This window comes from Kordiimonas sp. (assembly GCF_965216265.1).
GTDB lineage: Bacteria > Pseudomonadota > Alphaproteobacteria > Sphingomonadales > Kordiimonadaceae > Kordiimonas.
The window spans coordinates 3,168,623-3,187,645 of record NZ_OZ244153.1 but is presented as its reverse complement, the minus strand read 5'-3'; the positions used below and the strand labels follow the sequence as shown (position 1 = coordinate 3,187,645).

The window sequence follows — 19,023 nt, the reverse complement described above, 5'->3', positions numbered from 1 at the left end:
CTTTAAAGCCGAACAACCATGCCTTCACGCGGGTTCCCGCCCGTGTGGAACAGGGTTGAGATCACCCCTTGCGCGCCTGTCATGCCCTCGTGCACAGCAAGCCGCATCCATGGCTCATCCCCTTCGCTTACCCGTGCATAGAACTTCTGTTCCGAAGCGCTAAAGCGCTCTGTCACCACTTTTGGGGACCAGTCTGCGTTGCGTTTCTTGATCTGGATGGGCGCGAAGAAAAACACCGGTGCCGGGCCTGGCACTTCGCCCGGGTCATAGGTTTCCGCGTTGGCAGCGGTGCCTGCAAAACAGTCATACACCAGATCCATGCCAAACTGCTTGTGCACGGTCAGGCGCAGGTCATTGTTGCCAGAGAAGTCCACATAGGTGGTGGCAACACCGGCCTGCAGGCTGCCAAGCTCATCATAGGTGATCACATCGTCATAACAGCCGAGGCTTTTCACAAAAGCGGCATTTTTGGCACTCGTGAGGCCAATGACCTCTATGTCGTCGGCCCCTTCAAGGCAGTAGGCTGTGCCATAGGCCGTTTTGCTGGAGGCGCTTGAAACCACAAGCCGCTTCGCGCCAAAATAGTCGTTATCGCTCAGGAAATCCGCCAGCATATAGGAGGTGATGAATAGCGGGCGGAAGAGCATCTGATAATCTTCCTTGTCCGCGTGATAGCCTGCATCCGTGCTGCAGCGCGTATAGAAGTTATAAGCGGAGGTCAGCTCAAGCCGGTGGGGGATCGCATCATGGAAGCCGCGCTCATTGACCCTGTTCGGCTGCATACGGAAATGGCTGGCGATAGGGAAATAGCCGTAAAACCGCTCTCCCACCTCAATGCCGTCAACGCCGGATGCCACCACATTGGCAAACCCCCATACAGGCATATGGCCCCAGCCGTTTTTGCCTGTGGGGAAAAACTCCCAATACTTCAACCAGTCGCCCAAGGCAGCATAGGTGATATTGTTGCTGGAAAGGCCAAACCGGTCGAGCGAGACGATGATCTCACCGTCTTTCGCATCCAAAGATTCGTCAAAATGCTCAATCGCTGTATCGCCGAGCGCTGATTTGTCTGTAAACAGCCGCGCTACTTTTGTCATGGGTGCCATATATGCTCCTCCTCATCCGCAATATGACGATAGGGCACAAAAACGAGAAAGCCACCCTCTTATTGGTACAGGAATATGGCGGAACTGAGAGAGCCTAAGCCTAGTCGTCGTCTTCGCGGGTTTTCACCTTGAAAGGTGGGAACATGATGCTGACACGGGTGCCAACACTTGGGCGGCTGTCGATTGTCATGGTTGCGTTCAGCTTCTCAGTGAAGGCCGATACAAGCGGCAGGCCTAAGCCAGAGCCTTCATGACGGCGGCTCAGGCTGCTGTCCACTTGCCCAAATGGCCGCTTGGCAACCTTGATCTCTTCCGCTGTCATGCCGATGCCTGTGTCCGTCACGCTAAGGCACAAACCACCGTTGCCGGTTTTCTCCAGCTTCATGGTCACCTTGCCGCCGGGCTCTGTGAACTTGATGGCGTTTGAAAGCAGATTGAGCGCGATTTGCTTGATAAGCCGTTCGTCAGCCTCAATCAGCACGCTACGGTCAAAATGATGCTCAAGCGACAAGCTGGCCTCAAACGCGCGCTGCTGCACAAGCGTCATGCACATCTCAAGGCTTTCAAGCGGATTTATCCATGTGAGATAAGCCTCAAGTCGCCCGGCTTCCACTTTCGAAAGGTCGAGAATATCATTGATGATGGACAAGAGATGCGTGCCGCTTTCATGGATATCCTGCGCATATTCCTTGTAGCGCGGGCTACCAATTGGGCCGACCATCTCATCCCGCAGGATTTCAGCGAAACCAAGGATCGCATTAAGCGGCGTCCTGAGCTCGTGGCTCATGTTCGCCAGAAACTCTGACTTCGCACGGTTCGCAAGCTCGGCAGTATCCTTGGAGCGCTGCAGTTCCTGCGCCTGCACGAGGTCTTCCGTGATATCGCGCCCGATGAGCAGCAGCATCGGCTCACCCTCAAGGTCGATTTTTTGCGCAAAAATACGGAAGTGGCGGATCAGGTTGCCGCGGGTTTTCACCGTGGTGGGCACGTCCGTCATTGAGGCTGTCATCTTCAGCTCTTCAATAAAGCGGCCCAGGAACGTCTGATCAGCCCATATATCCAGGCCTTGTGTTGTATGGCCAATCACCTCATCGCGGCGGCGGCCAAATACATTGAGAAATGCTGGATTTACATCAATGATCTTGCCATCGGTCAATCCGGAAATGAGCATAACCTCAGGCGTGAGACGGAAGATATTACGGAAGATGTTTTCCGCGCGCTCAAACGCGCGTTTCTCTTCCAGTTGCTCTGTAATATCATAAACGCAGGCGACAACAGCGGGCTCACCGTCCCACTCAATCGCGTTGGCGCGGCATGAAACCCAGCGGGTTTCCCCGTCTGCGCGCAACAGCCTGAGCTCATAATTCTGCTCGGCGTCTTCTCCGCGAATGCGCTTGTCGTAATTGTCCTGCACAATGGCCTGGTCGTCGGGGTGCACCCACTGGGAAACAGGTTCATCAAGAAACTCTTCCATCGTGCCCGGATAGGCAAACATGTCGAGCGCCGTCTGATTGACAAAAATAAACCGGTCGCCTGCACGCACCATTACGCCTTCGGCCAGCGCATTCAGAAGCGCCGTGGTACCGGTGTTTTCAACCGAGATTTTTGCCAATGATTGGCCCCCTCTACGCAAGACTATTTCCCCGATTATGCCCCAGCACCCAACAAGTCGCTGAAATCATAGGATCACGCAAGGAAAAAGCAATGCCGAAACAATATGGCAGGCCCTATAAAAACGCTATATCGTTGGTTTATTGGAGCTCACTAAGCCCCCGGCCTCTTTAAAATAAAATCGTGACAACTATATAGACTTGATATATAGGTTTACCTATAAGTAAAAGTGGCATAAGCCACGCTAAAAAGTGGCATAAGCCACATAACGAACGCGAGGATGACAGTGAGGAAAATACTTAAGTTTGTCGCACCTATACTGGTGCTGACGGCTGGGGTTGGGTCCGTTATGGCACTCAGCGCCGCCAAAGATGCCCCTGAAAAAAAAGAAGAAGCACCGCGCCCAGTATCCCTTTATGTGGATGAGGTACGGTCGGAAAACGTTCGGCTTTCTGTCAGGACACAAGGCGAAGTTCGCCCCAAAACTGAGATTGACCTTGTGCCACAGGTTTCTGGCCGCATTGTCTCAATCTCCGATTCTTTTGCTGAAGGCGCCGGGTTCAACCCGGGTGAGGCGCTGATCCAGATTGAAGATGCAGATTACCAGCTTACTGTGACGAGCGCAGAAGCCCGCCTTGCCGAAGCGAAAGTGAAGCTTGAGCAGGAACTGGCTGACGCCCGCATCAAACGTAAACAGTGGCAGGACTGGGTGAAGGACGGCGAGCCAACGCCGCTTGCCCTCAATCAGCCACAGGTTGCCGAGGCTCAAGCTAAACTGCGCGCTGCAGAAGCTGATCTCGACAACGCCAAACTCAATCTTTCCCGTACCCAGATCAAGGTACCGTTCAAAGGCCGTGTCCTTGAGCGTACTGCGGGTATTGGCCAATATGTCAATGTTGGCGCCAAGCTTGGCCGCGTGTTTGCAACGGATAAAGTTGAAGTACGCCTGCCCTTGACCGACCGTCAACTGACGGAACTTAACCTCCCTATCGGTTTTGTTGCCGCAAACGGCAATGCGCCGAAAGTTGCGCTTCGTGCCAGCCTTGGTGGTGAAGAACATATATGGCAGGGCCGCATTGTCCGCACCCATGCGTCGGTGGATAAACAAACCCGCCTGATGTATGCTGTTGCTGAAGTTGAAGACCCATACGGCATGGCGGCTGATCATGGCATGCCTTTAGCTGTTGGTCTGTTTGTCTCAGCAGAAATTGAGGGTGTTGTGCCACAACAGGCGCTGGTTATGCCACGCGACGCCCTCAGAAGCGAAGACAAGGTTTATGTCATTGCTGATGACAAGCTTCAGATCCGTACGGTCAATGTTCTGTCCACGTCTGCTGAGCATGTTATGGTGACATCAGGTGTCGAGCCTGGCGAACAGGTCGTAACCTCGCCAGTACGGGGCGCGCATGACGGAATGGCCGCAGTGCCGATTACCCGCAGCGCCCGGAACGATCTTGACAGCGCTTCGCGCTAGGGGAGGCAATCATGAATAAGTTGATCGAATGGTGGGCACGCAATTCTGTTGCTGCCAACCTGCTGATGGTTGGTATCTTTCTGGCCGGTATAGCAGGTTTCTCATCCATGGAACGGGAGATGGACCCACAGGTTCGTTTTCCTGGCCTTGAAATTTCCGTAAGCTGGCCCGGTGCTGGCCCACAGGAAGTGGAGGAACAAATCGTCGCGCGAATCGAGGAATCGGTTCGTGACCTTGATAACATCGAGTGGGTACGCTCCTCCTCGGGTGAGGGTGGCGGGCAGGTTTATATTCTGGCCGAACAAAGCGTAGATTTCACCCAATTCATGAACGACGTGAAAATCCGCGTTGATTCTATCTCAAGCTTCCCAAGCGATATCGAACCACCCCGGGTCCAACAATGGGTTAACCGGGATGAATTTATCCGTATCGCTGTTCATGGTGATCTTGGTGAGCGTGAACTGAAACGGCTGGCTGAGAAGCTTCGCCGCGAAGCCGCACAGCTTGAAGCGGTTTCCATTGTGGAACTGTTTGGTGTACGCCGCGAGGAAGTCTCCATCGAAGTTTCAGAGGAATCGCTGCGTCGCTACAACCTGAGCTTTGCTGACGTTGCAAGTGTTATCCGCACCAACTCCCTGAACACTTCAAGCGGTTCTGTTCGCACTGAGGCTGGCGAATACCAGATCACAGCACGTAACCTTGCCGACACTCAGGAAGACTTTGCCGATATTGTCGTTCGCCAGACCGCAGACGGCGCCACCATTCGAGTGGGTGACGTCGCAACAGTGGTTGACGGTTTTGAAGATAATGAAATCCTTGCAACCCTTAACGGCGAACCGGCTGTGCTTTTGCAGGTTATGTCAACTGAACGCATGGACATTGTAACTGCGTCCAAGTCGATCAATGAGTGGATTACCAAGCGTCAGGACAGCCTGCCAACAGGTGCAAAACTCACGCTGTGGACAGACAATAACGAAGCCTTCCAAAGCCGGATGGAAACCATTGGCGGTTCCGCCTTCTATGGTCTTATTCTGGTGGTGATCGTGCTGATGCTCACCCTGCGGCCCAAAGTGGCTTTTTGGGTATCTGTGGGTATCGCAACAGCTTATGCTGGCGCATTCATCTTTTTGCCTGCGCTTGGCATTTCCATCAACATGCTCTCAACCTTCGCCTTCCTTCTGGTGCTCGGCATCGTGGTGGATGATGCCATTGTGGTCGGGGAAAGCATTCACACGGAAAGCCAGAAAACAGGCGGCGGTATCACTGCAGCCGTATTCGGTACACAGTTGGTGGCCAAGCCGGTTATCTTCGCGGTACTGACCACAATCATTGCGTTCCTGCCCTGGGTTTTCCTCGACGGGTCCACGTCTGAGTTTACACGTCACATCACCTGGGTGGTGATTACGGCACTTGTATTCTCACTTGTCGAATCACTCATGATCCTGCCAGCACACCTTGCTGGCCTGAAGCCTCGCGAAAAGCTTGGTCGTTTTGGTCACATGCAAAAAGGTATCGCCAATAGCATCACCAATTTTGCACAGCGCCATTATCGCCGCTTTGGCACATGGGCGATTGAACGTCGTTATCTTACCTTCAGTTTCTTCGTTGCCATTCTGATCCTCGCCTTTGGCCTGTTCAGCATCGGTTATGTGAAGAAAAGCTTCATGCCGGATATCGAATCTGACGAGATCACGGTGAATGTGGTGCTTCCTGAAGGTGCATCCTATACCCGCGCGCTCGATATTCTGGCTCAGCTTCAGGAAGGCGAACGCCAACTTGTTGAAGAAGTGAATGAGCGTACGGGCGGCGAAGGCCAATTGATCGAGAACTGGTATACGCGCTCCCGCCGGGACAGCGTGCTGGCGATCGTGAAACTGTCACCGCCGGAAGTACGGGATATGTCTGCCAAGGACGCGTCTATTCGACTGCGTGAATTGATCGGCGATATTCCTGATGCCAAGGAAGTTTCCGTTCGGTACACCAACGGCAACAACGATCCGGGCTTTGAGCTTTCCGTTCGTCACCCTGACCTCACGCTCTTGCGTGAAGCGGTGAGCGAACTGGAAGACAAACTGCGGACCTTTGAAGCGCTTTATGATGTGCGTAACAACCTTGAAGGTGCATCGGAAGAGATCCGCATCACCCTCAAGCCCGGCACCGAAAAGCTTGGTCTTACGCTTGCTGATGTTTCCCGTCAGGTTCGTCAGGCTTATTATGGTGAAGAAGTACAGCGCATTCCACGGGACGGCCAAGACGTAAAAGTCATGGTACGTTACCCCCGTGAAAGCCGCCGTTCTATCGAAAGCCTGCAGGACTTCCGTGTTCGCACAGCAGATGGCCGTGAGGTGCCGCTGATGGCGGTGGCTGAGCTTGAATATGCCCCAGGCATCAAGCGCATCCAGCGTTGGAACGGTAACCGTGCCGCCCGCGTGAGTGCCGACATGAAGGAAAACATCCGTCAGGATGTGATGGACGACCTCAATGCCAATTTCTTCCCTGAGTGGGAGAAAAAATATCCGGGCATTATCCGGGGTTCTATCGGCCAGGCAGAAGGTGAAGCACGCTTTATCGCCGATGTGCTGAAGCTTTATGGCATGGCCCTCTTTGTCATGTACATGATGCTGGCCATCGCGTTCAGAAGCTACTGGCAGCCAATTGCGATCATGATCGCTATGCCATATGCCTTCACTGGCGCAGTCTTCGGCCACTTGGCTGTTGATATGACCATGGCAATCTTCAGCTACTTTGGCGTAGCCGCCGCCGCGGGCGTGGTCGTGAACGACAACCTCGTGCTGGTAGATTACTGCAACAAGCTGCGTGAACGGGGCATGTCGCCGAAGGAAGCCATTCTGGAAGCTGGTGTTGCCCGTTTCCGGCCAATCCTTCTGACCACTGTGACCACTTTCGTTGGTCTTGTGCCGATGATGATGGAACGGTCCATTCAGGCCGCTTTCCTCAAGCCGATCGTTGTGGCTCTGGCCTCAGGCGTATTGATCGCCTTCTTCGTGACGCTGTTGATGGTGCCTGCGCTTTATGCGATTGGCGACGACTTCGGCATCTTCTTCTCAGGCGTTAAAGCCCGCATCAAACGCATGCTTGGCTTTGGCCCAAAAGAAGCACCGGCACAGGCTGAATAAGCCCTACGCTGATACACAGAAAGCAAAAGGCCACCAGCAATGCTGGTGGCCTTTTTCATTGCTCTTGTTCATTAGGATAGCGGCTTAATATCCTGCCGCTGTTGAGCCGGGCCTTCTAGGGTCTGCCGCGCCCATGATGATCCCGTTTGGCGCAAGGATAATGGACTGGGCGGAGCCCATTACACCGTCCCAGGCTTCCGTTTCTCCAATCTTCACCTGATGGCCCATAGTGCCTAGAAGACGGCGGGTATCGACCGAATGCCCAGGCTCCAAAGCCAACCTGTCAGGAAACCATTGATGGTGGATGCGCGGCACCGAGATCGCCGCTTTCACGTTCATGTCAAACTCCATTACATTCAGCACAGATTGCAGCACCACGGTAATGATGGTGGAACCACCCGGGCTACCGGTTGCCATATAGGGCTCACCGTCCTTGAACAGAAGCGTTGGTGTCATGGAGCTAAGCGGCCGTTTGCCCGGCTCAATGGCGTTCGCTTCACCACCCAGAAGACCAAACGCGTTTGGCGTACCCGGCTTGGCGGAAAAGTCGTCCATCTCGTTATTGAGAAGGAAACCAGCACCCGCCACCGACTTGCCGTTACCGTAGGTGAAGTTCAGCGTATAGGTGTTAGCCACCATGTTGCCAGCCTTGTCCACCACCGAGAAATGTGTGGTATCATGGCTTTCATCCGGCAGGGAGGGCGCAGGCCCAATCTCGGTAGACGGGGTGGCTTTCTCGAGATTGATCTTGGCGCGGATTGTATCCGCATAGTCTTTGCTGGTGAGTGCCTTCACCGGGACCGGGAAATAGTCTGGGTCGCCCAGATATTTTGAGCGGTCCGCATAAGCGTATTTCATCGTTTCCGTAAGCCGGTGAATATAAGCCGCACTATTGTGACCAAGTGACTTCAGGTCCCAATCTTCAAGCACATTAAGCATCTCGATCACATGCACACCACCTGACGATGGGGGCGGCATGGTGGCGACCCGGTAGTTGTCATAGGTGCCAAAGATCGGCTCGCGCTCAACAGCTTTATAATTCTTAAGGTCCTCATGGGTCATGATGCCGCCGCCAGCCTGCATCGCAGCCACAAGCTTGTCCGCAACCGGGCCTTCATAAAACCCTTTGGCACCATTATTGGCAATCAGCGTCAGGGTCTCAGCCAGATCAGGCTGTTTGAACAGCTCACCGGGCGCATAGCGGCTACCGTCCGCCTTGAAATAATTGGCGGCACTTACCGCATCACCCTTCAGGCGTTTCTGGTACCGGCCAAGGCTGTCATACAGCCCCCATGTCATCGGGAAGCCCTCGCCTGCAAGGCGAATGGCTGGTGCCATCACCTGCCCAAGCGGTAGCGTGCCGTATTTCTCAAGCGCGGTCGTAAGCCCCATCACCGTACCCGGTACACCGCTGGCGTTTAGACTGAAGCGGGCTTTTGCGTTATCCACATCACCCTTCGCGTTCAGGAACATGTCGCGGTGCGCTGCTGACGGTGCCATCTCACGGTAATCAATAGCAATCACCCGGTCTTCTTCCTTGATGTAAGCGAGGAAAAAACCACCGCCGCCAAGGTTACCTGCCTGAGGGTGGGTAACAGCAAGCGCGAAGCCAGTGGCGACTGCTGCGTCCACAGCGTTGCCGCCCGCGCGCAAAATTTCAAGGCCTGCCTGGCTGGCATAATATTCCTGTGAAACCACCATGCCGTTACGGGCATACTCGGGGTGAAACTGTGTGTCATATATAATGATAGGGTCTGCATCGTTCGCGTAAGACGCTGCAGATACTCCCCAAAACGCCGCCAATATCAGGGCGACAGAACGCAGCACATGCATGCTTGGCTCCCTTGTCTAATTTTCCAAGTCTATGTGATAGACGAATGGTGTGATCATAGTGGGAGTTTGCGCCGCGTCCAGCCCCCCATACGCATTGGTGAGCACGTATTAGTGAGCAAGTGTCCTGATCTCAAGGTCGCTGTATGCTTCCGGCACCCCTGCCCCGATATCAATGAGGCCAAAGCCAACAAGCTTGCCAAACCGCTTGAACTTGACGCCAGAGAGCATCACAAGGTTCTGGTCAAAATCAAAAACATTGAAAAATTCACCCGCGTGGCTGGCTTTGTGACGAATGGGAAGCTGCAGGAAGAAGGCCATGTATGTGCCTTTGTCGGTGATCACCTCACGCTTGCCCCACATGCCCATGGGCTGGTCCAGCATGGCATTAAACAGCGCCAGCCGGCCCGCACGTTCTTCAGGGCCATCAAGAAGGGAAAGGAAATCTTCGCCGGTATGGTCATGCCCCAGACGCTCGACAATTTCGGTGCCCACAAGGCGTACTTGAAAATGAGAAGTGCTCAGGCGTTCAACAATCACGATGCGGCCCATGAAATCTTTCACCTTCACCGGGTGAAAGTCTTCGCGGCACGGCAACTCCTCAGAACCCCGCAAGGCTTGCCAATAGGCAAGAAACGGCTCAAAACTCTCTAGCATCAGGACCATCCAATCGTTAAACCAAGTATGCCTCCGGTACGGTTAACGCTTTCCTAATGTAATGAAAGTGATTACCCGCCGAGCATACTGGCGCTTGATGTCAGCACGGCAATTTGGCAGGGTGAGCACCACACAAATGGGGAGTGCGTACGTGTTGGAGAAGATCAGGTCGCTCTATTTTGGTCACGACAAAAAAGCGCATCGTTTTCGCTTGGTTCTTCTTGCGTTTGACCTCCTCACCATTGGGTTTTTCATTGTCTCGTCCCTGATGGAACCGGGCCTTGCTGTCCGCATCCTGGATTTCGCCATCGCTTTTGCCTTACTGCTTGAATTTGCAGCGCGGCTCGCCATCACCAAGGCCAAAGGGCGCTTCCTGTTCAAGTTTGATACGCTGGCCGATGTTATTGTCATTTTTTCACTGATTGCGCCCGTGTTTCTCGACAACCTCGGCTTCCTGCGCATCGTACGCATGCTCCGCCTTATGCGGTCTTACCACATGCTCAAGGCCCTTCGGCAGGAGTTCAGCTGGTTCAAGGAACATGAGCAGATCATCCAGTCGAGCGTCAACCTCGGCATTTTCATTTTCGTGATCACCGCTGTTGTTTATGTGCTGGAAGCGGGGCGCAATGCCGCCATCAACAACTATCTTGATGCGCTTTATTTCACTGTCGCCACCCTCACCACCACAGGCTTTGGCGACATCACGATGGACGATACGCTTGGGCGCATGGTGGCCGTGATCATCATGGTGTTTGGCGTGGCGCTTTTCCTGCGCCTCGTGCAAACCATCTTCAAACCCACAAAAGTAAAACACCCCTGTGAAAACTGTGGCCTGACCCGGCATGACCCAGATGCGGTACACTGCAAACACTGCGGTGTTGTGCTTAATATCCCCACTGAGGGTGATTGGACCTAAGAGGCTTTTATGAACAAGAACCCGACCCTCGCGATTGTACAGGAAGCCCCGGCGTTCCTGAACCTAGCGGCCAGCATGGATGCGGCCGAAACCCATATTCGCAATGCTGCCGAGGGCGGTGCCAATATCATTGCCTTCGCAGAATGCTGGCTGCCGGGTTACCCGGTCTGGCTCGATTTTGCACCTGATGCAGCGCTTTGGGACGACGACGGCGCAAAAGCCCTCTACCGGCTGCTGGCGGAAAACAGTGTCGTGCAGGGGGACAAGAACCTCAAGCGCCTGCAAACTATAGCGAATGACACAGGCGCCTATATTGTCATGGGCACCCACGAGCGTGCAGGCAACACACTTTATAACACCACCTTCACCTTCAGCCCCGGTGCAAGTGCACCCACCCCGCACCGCAAGCTAATGCCCACCTATACGGAGCGGCTGGTCTGGGGCATGGGGGACGGCTCCACCCTTGAAACCGTTGAAACGCCATTCGGCATCCTTGGCAGCCTTATATGCTGGGAACACTGGATGCCGCTGGCGCGTGCGGCCATGCATGCGCGGGGGGAGGATATCCACATCGCACAGTGGCCCATTGTGAAGGACATGCACCAAGTGGCCAGCCGCCATTATGCTTTTGAAGGGCGATGTGCTGTGGCAGCGGCGGGCTCGGTAATGACCAAAGCCGACATATTGAACGGCTTCCGGTCCTTGAAGGTAAATGAACCCAAAGCGGAGGCGATGCTCAGGTCCATGCCTGGTGAGGACAATACGCTCATCCATGATGGCGGTAGTGCGATCATTGCCGCCGACGGCAGTTACATTACCGATCCGCTTTATGGGGAATCGGGCACCGTGCAAGGCACCGTGGACATGGCAATACAGCGAGAGGCCTGCCTCACGCTCGACACCAACGGGCACTATAGCCGCCCCGATGTTTTTGAGTTGCACGTCAACACCAAACCCCAAACTGGTGTAAGTTTCAGTGGAGACTGACGACTAAGCCAAATGCTACTTTTGCACATAAAGATGCGAGCACTTTTTATAAAGAAACCATAAAAATACCAGCCTTGCCATGTAGCCTAAGCAACTGAACCACCCCATCCTCATATCCCTGTCCAAAAGGTGCCATAAGGCCGCCATCAAATCCTGACGGTCGTCTTATGGCTTCCGCCCATAAGCAAACTGAAAACTCACACCGCTTTCTCTAAGCCTCTCTCAAACGAGGCCACGCCCAGAAAAATCAGGAAATCATCCTGAAATTCATCCTCACGTTAAGGGAGAGTAAGATGAGTACGATAAAAGGAACATTCTTCAGCGAAGTGCTTAACGGTACATCGCTTAATGACCATATTACCGCCTCTGCTGGTGCTGATCAGGTAACAGCGCTGGAAGGTGACGATACCGTATACGGCGGTAGCGGCGACGACACGCTGGATGGCGGTGCCGGTGCCGATATTGTCGCAGGCGGTATTGGCAACGATATGATGACCGGCGGCGCCGACGCCGATACGTTTGTCACTTCTGAAGGCAGCCACGACACCATCACAGACTTCAGCGCTGAAGCGGGCGACACGATCGACCTTTCAGCGTTTTCCGATTTTACGACTGTTGAAGCGGTGATGGAAGCTTCCACGGAAGTTGACGGCAACCTTGAAATCGAACTGCCCGATGGCGGCTCGCTGACGATTGAAGGTGCAACATGGGCTGACGTTGAAAACAGCATCGTGTTCGCAACCGACGACGATGATGACGACGACGACGATGATGATGACAACAACATCGGCAACGAAATCATCGGCACCGATGACGACGATGAACTCGCCGGTGGCTCAGATAACGACAGCATCCACGGTGAAGCCGGGGATGACGTCATAGAAGGCAATCAGGGCCTTGATGAACTGTTTGGTGGCGACGGGGATGACGCCATCGAAGGTGGTTCAGGTGCCGATCTTCTTGCCGGGGGTGCAGGCAATGATGAGCTGAGCGGCGATCAAGGACACGATGAGCTGCAAGGTGAGGATGGCGACGACCTGCTTGAGGGTGGCAACGGCGTCGACAACCTGAACGGCGGCGACGGCAATGATGACCTCGCTGGTGGTAACGGTAAAGACTTGCTGAACGGTGGCGCTGGCGATGACATGCTGGACGGTGACAATGGCACCGACGCATTGATCGGTGCAGAAGGTGCTGATGTGCTTGATGGCGGCCGAGGCCGTGATGAACTTTCAGGCGGTGAAGGTGATGATACGCTGACAGGTGGTCAGGGTAACGATACCTTCGTTATCGATGGCATTTCCTCTGACGTGGTTACCGACTTCAGAGCCAAGGGTAACGAAGTCATCCAGTTTGAAAGCACCAGCAGCATCACCTCCTTCGAAGCAGCAATGGATGCCGCAACAGAGGACGGTGCAGACGTTGTGATTGATCTTGGGGCTGAGCAGACCCTGACGCTGGAAGACACCAAGCTGTCTGACCTGACGGAAGACAACTTCGAGTTTCTGAATGACGGTGAAGATCCAGACCCTGAAGAAGACCCCCGACTGATCATTCGTGGCGGTCCGGACGATGACGAACTTATCGGCGGCGATGGCGGCGACTTTATCACTGGTGGAATCGGTGAAGACACCGTTGACGGCGGTGCAGGTAATGATCTGATCTTTGCAGGTCATGCTGATGAAGATGCCGACGTTTTCGCTGGCGGCAGCGGCAACGACCTTGTTGGCGCAGGCGCAGGCAACGATATCGTCGTTGGTGACAGCACAGGCGCCGAGGAATTCGGCAATATCGGAAGTGACTTCCTCTTTGGTGGTGAAGGCGATGACATGCTCATCACCGGTGGTTGGAACGACATCAACGCCGACGGAGTTGTTGACGAAGACGAGATCGAGGTTGAAGGCGACGCATCAAACGCGGCGTGGGCCGGTAGTGGCGACGACAGCGCTTATGGCTCAGCTGGTATCGACGTGATCGGTGGCGGCTTTGGTGCCGACATGATCAACGGCGACGCTGGTGATGACGTTCTTTACGGTGGTAAAGGCGACGGCGATGATAGCCTGTCTGGTGACGCTGGTGCCGACATCATCTACGGTGGCGACGGTGATGACGAACTTACCGGCGGCGACGGCGATGACAACCTCTATGGTGGTTCTGAAGCTGACGTATTAACCGGTGGAGACGGCGCAGATGCCTTCCACTTCGGTGCTCAGCACGGCAGTGATGTGGTCACGGACTTCAGCGTGGACGAAGATACGCTCTACGTGTCCGGCTTTGAAACCAGTGAAGACGTACTTGCAGCCAGTGTGGAAACAACCGTAGACGGCACAGCAGGTGTGATGATCGACACCGGTGACGGCAACAGCATCTTCCTTGCAGGTCTCGACCTTACTGCAATGGAATCTGCGACCATCGAATTATAATCCAGACATGGATAAAGATAGGAAAGGGCCCTGCGGGGCCCTTTTTTCTTAGCTTTTTATACCCAGCACATCGTGCAGCACGGCTGCGGTATCCTGCCCAAGTTTGGGCGGTGCTTTTTTATACTCGATTTTCGTTTTGCTGTAGCGAATGGGGCTCGCCACAGATGGCAGGGTTACACCGCCCTCCCCCTCAAGGGTGAGCGCGAGGCCCCGCGCCTTCACTTGCGCATCGTCAAACACCCGGTCGATGGTATTGATCGGCCCGCCGGGCACGTTCGCGGCCTCCAGCACACCAACCCATTCGTCCGTGGTTTTGCCCGCAATAATGCCTGCCACAATCGGCACCAGCGCATCCCGGTGTGCAACCCGTGAAGGGTTGGTTTTAAACCGCTCATCCTCCGCAAGCGCAGGCATGCCCGCTGCCGCACAAAAACGCGCGAACTGGCCATCATTGCCCACAGCCAAAATCATGTAACCGTCTTTGGTTTTGAAGCTCTGGTACGGCACAATGGTGGGGTGTGAATTGCCCTGCCGCTTTGGTGCCTTGCCTGAGACCAGATAGTTTGACCCCTGGTTGGCAAGCACGGCCACCTGCGTATCAAGCAGCGACATATCAATATGTTGGCCCTCGCCGGTTTTCTCCCGGTGGTGCAAGGCACCCAAAATCGCAATGGTGCTATAAAGCCCGGTGAACAGGTCCGTGACCGCCACACCGGCGCGCTGTGGGCCGCCACCCGGCACACCATCTGCCTCACCCGTGATGCTCATCAACCCACCAAGGGCCTGAATGAGCAGATCATAACCGGGGCGGTTGGCATACGGCCCGGTTTGGCCAAAGCCTGTGATAGAGCAGTAGATCAAACCACTGTTGACCGCGCTCAGGCCCTCATAATCAAGGCCATATTTCTTGAGGCCACCAACCTTGAAGTTCTCGATCACAATATCGCTTTTTGCGGCAAGCTCTCTCACAAGCACTTGGCCTTCCGGCGTGGTGATATCGATGGCAACAGAACGCTTGCCCCGGTTCGCGCACATATAATAGGCGGAGAGGTTCGTCTCACCCTCGTTAAAAAACGGCGGGCCCCAGGTGCGGGTATCGTCACCACCGTTGGGGTTCTCAACCTTGATCACATCAGCACCGAGGTCAGCCAGGCATTGGCCAGCCCAGGGGCCAGCCAAAATCCGGCTCAGGTCGAGAACACGAATACCACTTAAAGGGCCTGCCATAAATCACCCAGGCCTTACATGAAGGCCTGAAGGCCGGTTTGCGCGCGCCCAAGGATCAGCGTGTGGATGTCATAGGTGCCTTCGTAGGTGTTCACTGTCTCCAGATTCACCATATGGCGGATAACATGGAACTCATCCGCAATGCCGTTGCCGCCGTGCATATCACGCGCCATGCGGGCGATATCAAGCGCCTTGCCGCAGCTGTTGCGTTTGATGAGCGATATATTCTCAGGCGCGGAGCGACCTTCATCCAGCAAGCGACCAACACGCAGGCACGCCTGCAGGCCAAGGGTGATTTCCGTTAGCATGTCCGCCAGTTTTTTCTGCACAAGCTGTGTTTGCGCGAGCGGACGACCGAACTGCTTGCGGTCCATGGTATATTGCCGCGCGGCGTGCCAACAAAACTCAGCCGCGCCAAGCGCACCCCATGCAATGCCGAAACGTGCTTTATTCAGGCAACCAAACGGCCCGCCAAGGCCAGAGGCGTTCGGCAGCAGGTTTTCTTCCGGCACCACGGCACCATCAAGCACAATCTCACCCGTGATAGATGCACGCAGGCTCATTTTGCCTTCGATCTTGGGGGTTGAGAAACCTTCCGTACCGCGCTCAACAATAAAACCACGGATCTTGCCGTCCAGCTTGGCCCACACAACGGCTACATCAGCGATCGGGCTGTTGGTGATCCACATCTTGTTGCCTGTCAGCTTATAGCCGCCATCAACTTTTTCCGCGCGGGTACGCATGCCGCCGGGGTCAGAACCAAAATCAGGCTCAGTCAGGCCAAAACAGCCAACCATCTCGCCGGAGGCAAGCTTGGGCAGGTATTTTTTACGCTGCTCATCCGTGCCGTAAGCATAGATCGGATACATCACCAACGACGACTGCACCGACATAGCAGAGCGGTAACCGCTATCCACCCGCTCAACCTCGCGGGCAATCAGGCCATACGCCACATGGCTAACGTTCGCGCCGCCAAACTCTTCCGGCAATGTTGCGCCCAAAAGGCCCATCTCACCCAGTTCCGTCATGATCTCACGGTCGAAGTTTTCATGACGGTTGGCCTCTAGGATACGCGGCATCAGTTTTGCCTGACAGTAATCCCGCGCGCTGTCGCGCACCATGCGTTCTTCTTCTGTCAGTTGATCGTCCAGAAACAGCGGGTCTTCCCAGTTGAATTGCGGCTTGCTCATGAAACTTCCCTTTGGTTCACCAGTATGTCGACACATATGTGTATGATTTTGGGTAATCTATATAGCAATAAGCGCGCTTATAAAGTAACATTTTGGTCTAACTTCATTACAAAATGGAATGATTACCTAAGATGAAGCGCAAGTTACCAAGCCTTATAGCGCTGGAATGCTTTGAGCAGGTCATGAAAGAGGGCCACGTCACCCGCGCGGCCGAAGCGCTGAACCTGACCCAAAGTGCGGTGAGCAGGCAGGTCGGCAATCTGGAAGCTTATGTGCGCCAGCCCCTGTTCCGTCGGGAGCGTAAACGGCTGATCCCCACCGAAGCAGGCAAACAATATGCCGCAGCCGTCAGCCCCCTTCTCGCGCAGCTTGAGAATGAAACGCTAAAGATGATGACATGGGGCGCGGATGACCGTGTGCTCACCCTCGGGCTTTTACCCACATTCGGGTCGCGCTGGCTCATCCCCAAGCTGGGCGGTTTCACGCAAGACCATCAGGACGTGCAGCTGAATATCGTCACCGGGTTAACACCCGAGGATTTCCGCGCGGCCCGCACGGATGTTGCCGTGCAATATGGTGCCGGGGACTGGCCTGATACTGTGTCGCACAAGCTGGTGGATGAAGAGATTATCGCCGTGGTCTCCCCCGCCCTCCTCAAGGGCAAAACCGAGCTGGATATCACGGCGTTTGACCGCCTGCAGATGACAACGCGGCCAACCGCCTGGGCGGAATGGATGGGCGAGGCGCCACCCGCCCGGCCTGGCAACACACAGTTTGAGAATTTCACCATGATGATTGAAGCCGTGCGCTCGGGCCTCGGCGTGGCGGTGCTACCGCTGATGTATGTGGCGAATGATCTGGCGTCCGGTCAGTTGATCGCACCGTTTGGCGGCCCGGTAAAAAGCCGGAACGCCTATTATCTGGTATATGATCAAGACCGGGTGGCGATGAAAAAAGTGCAGGTGTTTCGTGACTGGCTTTTGCGCGCGAAAGACTAATCGCCAAAAAACTAAGGTGGAATTACACTTTCCGTCCACACTACCCATATGATATATAACAACAATTATATGGTGTTGTTCTGACGCCAATTGCGCGGCAAGGGAAGTGGCCGATCAAGGTAGTCGGGCGGACAACCGGAAAGATGGGGAAGTCTTATTTCAAGCAAGATAAGATACTGCTGTGCGTTGGCGGTGCTACTGCTGTGCGCACTACCCGCCGGTGCTGAAGACACCGGTGAGGACAAGCGTATCTACAAGGTTTTTCAGCCAGATAATCCACCATGGGGCGAGGAAGACACCGACACCGGCTTTATTGTTGATATCGTCGGCACGGCCTTCCGGCGCGCGGGCATAGCTCATGAATTTGTTTATGCACCGTGGAAGCGTGAGCAAGCCGCCGTGCAGCAAAATGGCAGCAGCTTTATGGCACCGCTCACCCGGCTTGAAGAGCGCGAACCCCTTTACCGCTGGGTCGCGCCGGTCAATATCTCTTTCCTGCAACTTGTCACCAAAGACCACTCGCTCACGAAGTTACCGATGGAAGCGCTGACCTCCCTGCCCATCGCAGCGCGGATGGAATCGCCCGCGCAGTTTTCAGCGCAGGCGTTTGGCTTTCGCGACATCACGCTGGTGGAAGACGAGATAGTCGGCGCCCGGCTGATGATGGCCAACCGTGTCACGCTCTGGATGCAGCGCGGCCTGCCCGGTGTCTGGGCTTATGAACAATCCGGCGGTAATGCGGATGAACTTCTCGTGCTCAAGTCATGGCCCACACCGCAGCAATATCTGGTGGCGTCGCTCGATGTGCCTCTTGCGGTGACAGAAAAGCTGGCTGCGGTGCTAACGGAAATGCGTCTGTCGGGCGAGATTGACCAGATCAAGCAATCCTACTTCAAGGCAGCTTTGCGCTGCGAACTGTTGTTCACTTGCACAAAACCCAAACCACCTGCCCCCGCGCCTATTCAGCCTTAGCCAACTCAAGCTTCGCGGCGCTATGGCCCTGCTCTGCAGCCAGCTTGAAATATTTCCGCGCCTTTTTGGTGTTTTGCGGCACGCCTTGCCCGGTTTTATATAGCATGCCCAGCCTATATTGTGCTTCGGGCAACCCATCGTGCCGCCCACCACCATCAACCGGCATGGTGAAACCCGGCACGTCGCCAGCCGGTGGCACATAAACATAGTTTCGCCCGCTTGAGGGGGTTGAGGCGATTTCCAGATACTTTGCAGCTTCTGTGTAATCCCCATTACCTTCATGCCACAGGCCAAGCTGCATGGATGCCAACCGGTTACCCTCACAGCTGTCACGCATCATGGCGGCAACCCGTGGGTCCGGGTGGTCACTGTCACAGAACGCGCCGCCAAGGCCGGTACAGCCCGATATCAGGCTCGCACCAAGCATAAGCGCCGGCAGGGAATATCTGAGCATGTAGCACCTCCAAATCGCTTTGCCAAAGCTAGCAGAGGCGC

14 protein-coding genes are annotated in these 19,023 nt (G+C 54.9%); 7 read left to right on the top strand and 7 right to left on the bottom strand.

Going from position 1 to position 19,023, the window contains the following annotated elements:
• Window positions 1-2: 2 nt before the first annotated feature.
• Together ACOOGA_RS14660 and ACOOGA_RS14655 are read right to left on the bottom strand one after the other, a co-directional pair.
• Window positions 3-1,106 carry a DUF2855 family protein gene (locus tag ACOOGA_RS14660; protein ID WP_417461586.1) on the bottom strand — a complete coding sequence of 368 codons (1,104 nt, stop codon included), beginning with the start codon at window positions 1,104-1,106 and terminating at the stop codon, window positions 3-5.
• Between the two features lie 100 nt (window positions 1,107-1,206).
• Window positions 1,207-2,718: a PAS domain S-box protein gene (locus ACOOGA_RS14655; RefSeq protein ID WP_417461587.1), complete on the bottom strand. Its 1,512-nt coding sequence runs from the start codon at window positions 2,716-2,718 to the stop codon at window positions 1,207-1,209.
• A 285-nt stretch (window positions 2,719-3,003) separates the two neighbouring features.
• Between ACOOGA_RS14655 and ACOOGA_RS14650 the strand changes: the two genes are divergently transcribed.
• Complete coding sequence (locus tag ACOOGA_RS14650; RefSeq protein WP_417461588.1) at window positions 3,004-4,191, top strand: efflux RND transporter periplasmic adaptor subunit; 1,188 nt, start codon at window positions 3,004-3,006, stop codon at window positions 4,189-4,191.
• An 11-nt stretch (window positions 4,192-4,202) separates the two neighbouring features.
• A complete protein-coding gene (locus ACOOGA_RS14645; RefSeq protein WP_417461589.1) occupies window positions 4,203-7,328 on the top strand; it encodes an efflux RND transporter permease subunit in 3,126 nt (1,041 codons plus the stop codon).
• A gap of 84 nt (window positions 7,329-7,412) precedes the next feature.
• On the opposite strand, the gene ggt is transcribed toward ACOOGA_RS14645, so the two are convergent.
• Together ggt and ACOOGA_RS14635 are read right to left on the bottom strand one after the other, a co-directional pair.
• Window positions 7,413-9,161: a gamma-glutamyltransferase gene (ggt, locus tag ACOOGA_RS14640; protein ID WP_417461590.1), complete on the bottom strand. Its 1,749-nt coding sequence runs from the start codon at window positions 9,159-9,161 to the stop codon at window positions 7,413-7,415.
• Between the two features lie 108 nt (window positions 9,162-9,269).
• A complete protein-coding gene (locus ACOOGA_RS14635; protein WP_417461591.1) occupies window positions 9,270-9,815 on the bottom strand; it encodes a PAS domain-containing protein in 546 nt (181 codons plus the stop codon).
• Between the two features lie 97 nt (window positions 9,816-9,912).
• Here ACOOGA_RS14635 and ACOOGA_RS14630 point away from each other — a divergent pair, with 97 nt between their 5' ends.
• The 3 genes from ACOOGA_RS14630 (at window position 9,913) to ACOOGA_RS14620 (ending at window position 14,141) form a co-directional block, all read left to right on the top strand.
• On the top strand, window positions 9,913-10,731 hold the full coding sequence (locus ACOOGA_RS14630) for a potassium channel family protein (protein WP_420428934.1): 819 nt from the start codon (window positions 9,913-9,915) through the stop codon (window positions 10,729-10,731).
• Window positions 10,732-10,740: 9 nt separating this feature from the next.
• Entirely contained in the window at window positions 10,741-11,718 is a 978-nt protein-coding gene (locus ACOOGA_RS14625; protein WP_417461593.1) for a carbon-nitrogen hydrolase family protein, read from the top strand.
• A gap of 293 nt (window positions 11,719-12,011) precedes the next feature.
• Window positions 12,012-14,141, top strand: coding sequence for a calcium-binding protein (locus tag ACOOGA_RS14620; protein ID WP_417461594.1), 2,130 nt, complete (start codon window positions 12,012-12,014; stop codon window positions 14,139-14,141).
• A gap of 48 nt (window positions 14,142-14,189) precedes the next feature.
• On the opposite strand, the gene ACOOGA_RS14615 is transcribed toward ACOOGA_RS14620, so the two are convergent.
• On the bottom strand, window positions 14,190-15,368 hold the full coding sequence (locus ACOOGA_RS14615) for a CaiB/BaiF CoA transferase family protein (RefSeq protein ID WP_417461595.1): 1,179 nt from the start codon (window positions 15,366-15,368) through the stop codon (window positions 14,190-14,192).
• Window positions 15,369-15,382: 14 nt separating this feature from the next.
• Entirely contained in the window at window positions 15,383-16,558 is a 1,176-nt protein-coding gene (locus ACOOGA_RS14610; RefSeq protein WP_417457929.1) for an acyl-CoA dehydrogenase, read from the bottom strand.
• Between the two features lie 131 nt (window positions 16,559-16,689).
• Between ACOOGA_RS14610 and ACOOGA_RS14605 the strand changes: the two genes are divergently transcribed.
• Window positions 16,690-17,556 (top strand): LysR substrate-binding domain-containing protein, encoded by an 867-nt coding sequence (locus ACOOGA_RS14605; protein ID WP_417461596.1) that lies wholly within the window; start codon window positions 16,690-16,692, stop codon window positions 17,554-17,556.
• A gap of 192 nt (window positions 17,557-17,748) precedes the next feature.
• The gene (locus ACOOGA_RS14600; protein ID WP_417461673.1) at window positions 17,749-18,528 is read left to right on the top strand and encodes a substrate-binding periplasmic protein; all 780 of its coding nucleotides are present in this window, start codon (window positions 17,749-17,751) and stop codon (window positions 18,526-18,528) included.
• On the opposite strand, the gene ACOOGA_RS14595 is transcribed toward ACOOGA_RS14600, so the two are convergent.
• Window positions 18,515-18,982 carry a tetratricopeptide repeat protein gene (locus ACOOGA_RS14595; protein WP_417461597.1) on the bottom strand — a complete coding sequence of 156 codons (468 nt, stop codon included), beginning with the start codon at window positions 18,980-18,982 and terminating at the stop codon, window positions 18,515-18,517. The two genes, ACOOGA_RS14600 and ACOOGA_RS14595, sit on opposite strands and share 14 nt — an antisense overlap.
• Window positions 18,983-19,023: the final 41 nt, after the last annotated feature.

Coding starts and splice junctions, on each gene's coding strand:
- ACOOGA_RS14595 (WP_417461597.1), bottom strand. CDS start 18,982: ATGCTCAGATATTCCCTGCCGGCGCTTATGCTTGGTGCGAGCCTGATA.
- ACOOGA_RS14605 (WP_417461596.1), top strand. CDS start 16,690: ATGAAGCGCAAGTTACCAAGCCTTATAGCGCTGGAATGCTTTGAGCAG.
- ACOOGA_RS14660 (WP_417461586.1), bottom strand. CDS start 1,106: ATGGCACCCATGACAAAAGTAGCGCGGCTGTTTACAGACAAATCAGCG.
- ACOOGA_RS14630 (WP_420428934.1), top strand. CDS start 9,913: ATGTCAGCACGGCAATTTGGCAGGGTGAGCACCACACAAATGGGGAGT.
- ACOOGA_RS14635 (WP_417461591.1), bottom strand. CDS start 9,815: ATGCTAGAGAGTTTTGAGCCGTTTCTTGCCTATTGGCAAGCCTTGCGG.
- ACOOGA_RS14610 (WP_417457929.1), bottom strand. CDS start 16,558: ATGAGCAAGCCGCAATTCAACTGGGAAGACCCGCTGTTTCTGGACGAT.
- ACOOGA_RS14620 (WP_417461594.1), top strand. CDS start 12,012: ATGAGTACGATAAAAGGAACATTCTTCAGCGAAGTGCTTAACGGTACA.
- ACOOGA_RS14645 (WP_417461589.1), top strand. CDS start 4,203: ATGAATAAGTTGATCGAATGGTGGGCACGCAATTCTGTTGCTGCCAAC.
- ACOOGA_RS14615 (WP_417461595.1), bottom strand. CDS start 15,368: ATGGCAGGCCCTTTAAGTGGTATTCGTGTTCTCGACCTGAGCCGGATT.
- ACOOGA_RS14625 (WP_417461593.1), top strand. CDS start 10,741: ATGAACAAGAACCCGACCCTCGCGATTGTACAGGAAGCCCCGGCGTTC.
- ggt (WP_417461590.1), bottom strand. CDS start 9,161: ATGCATGTGCTGCGTTCTGTCGCCCTGATATTGGCGGCGTTTTGGGGA.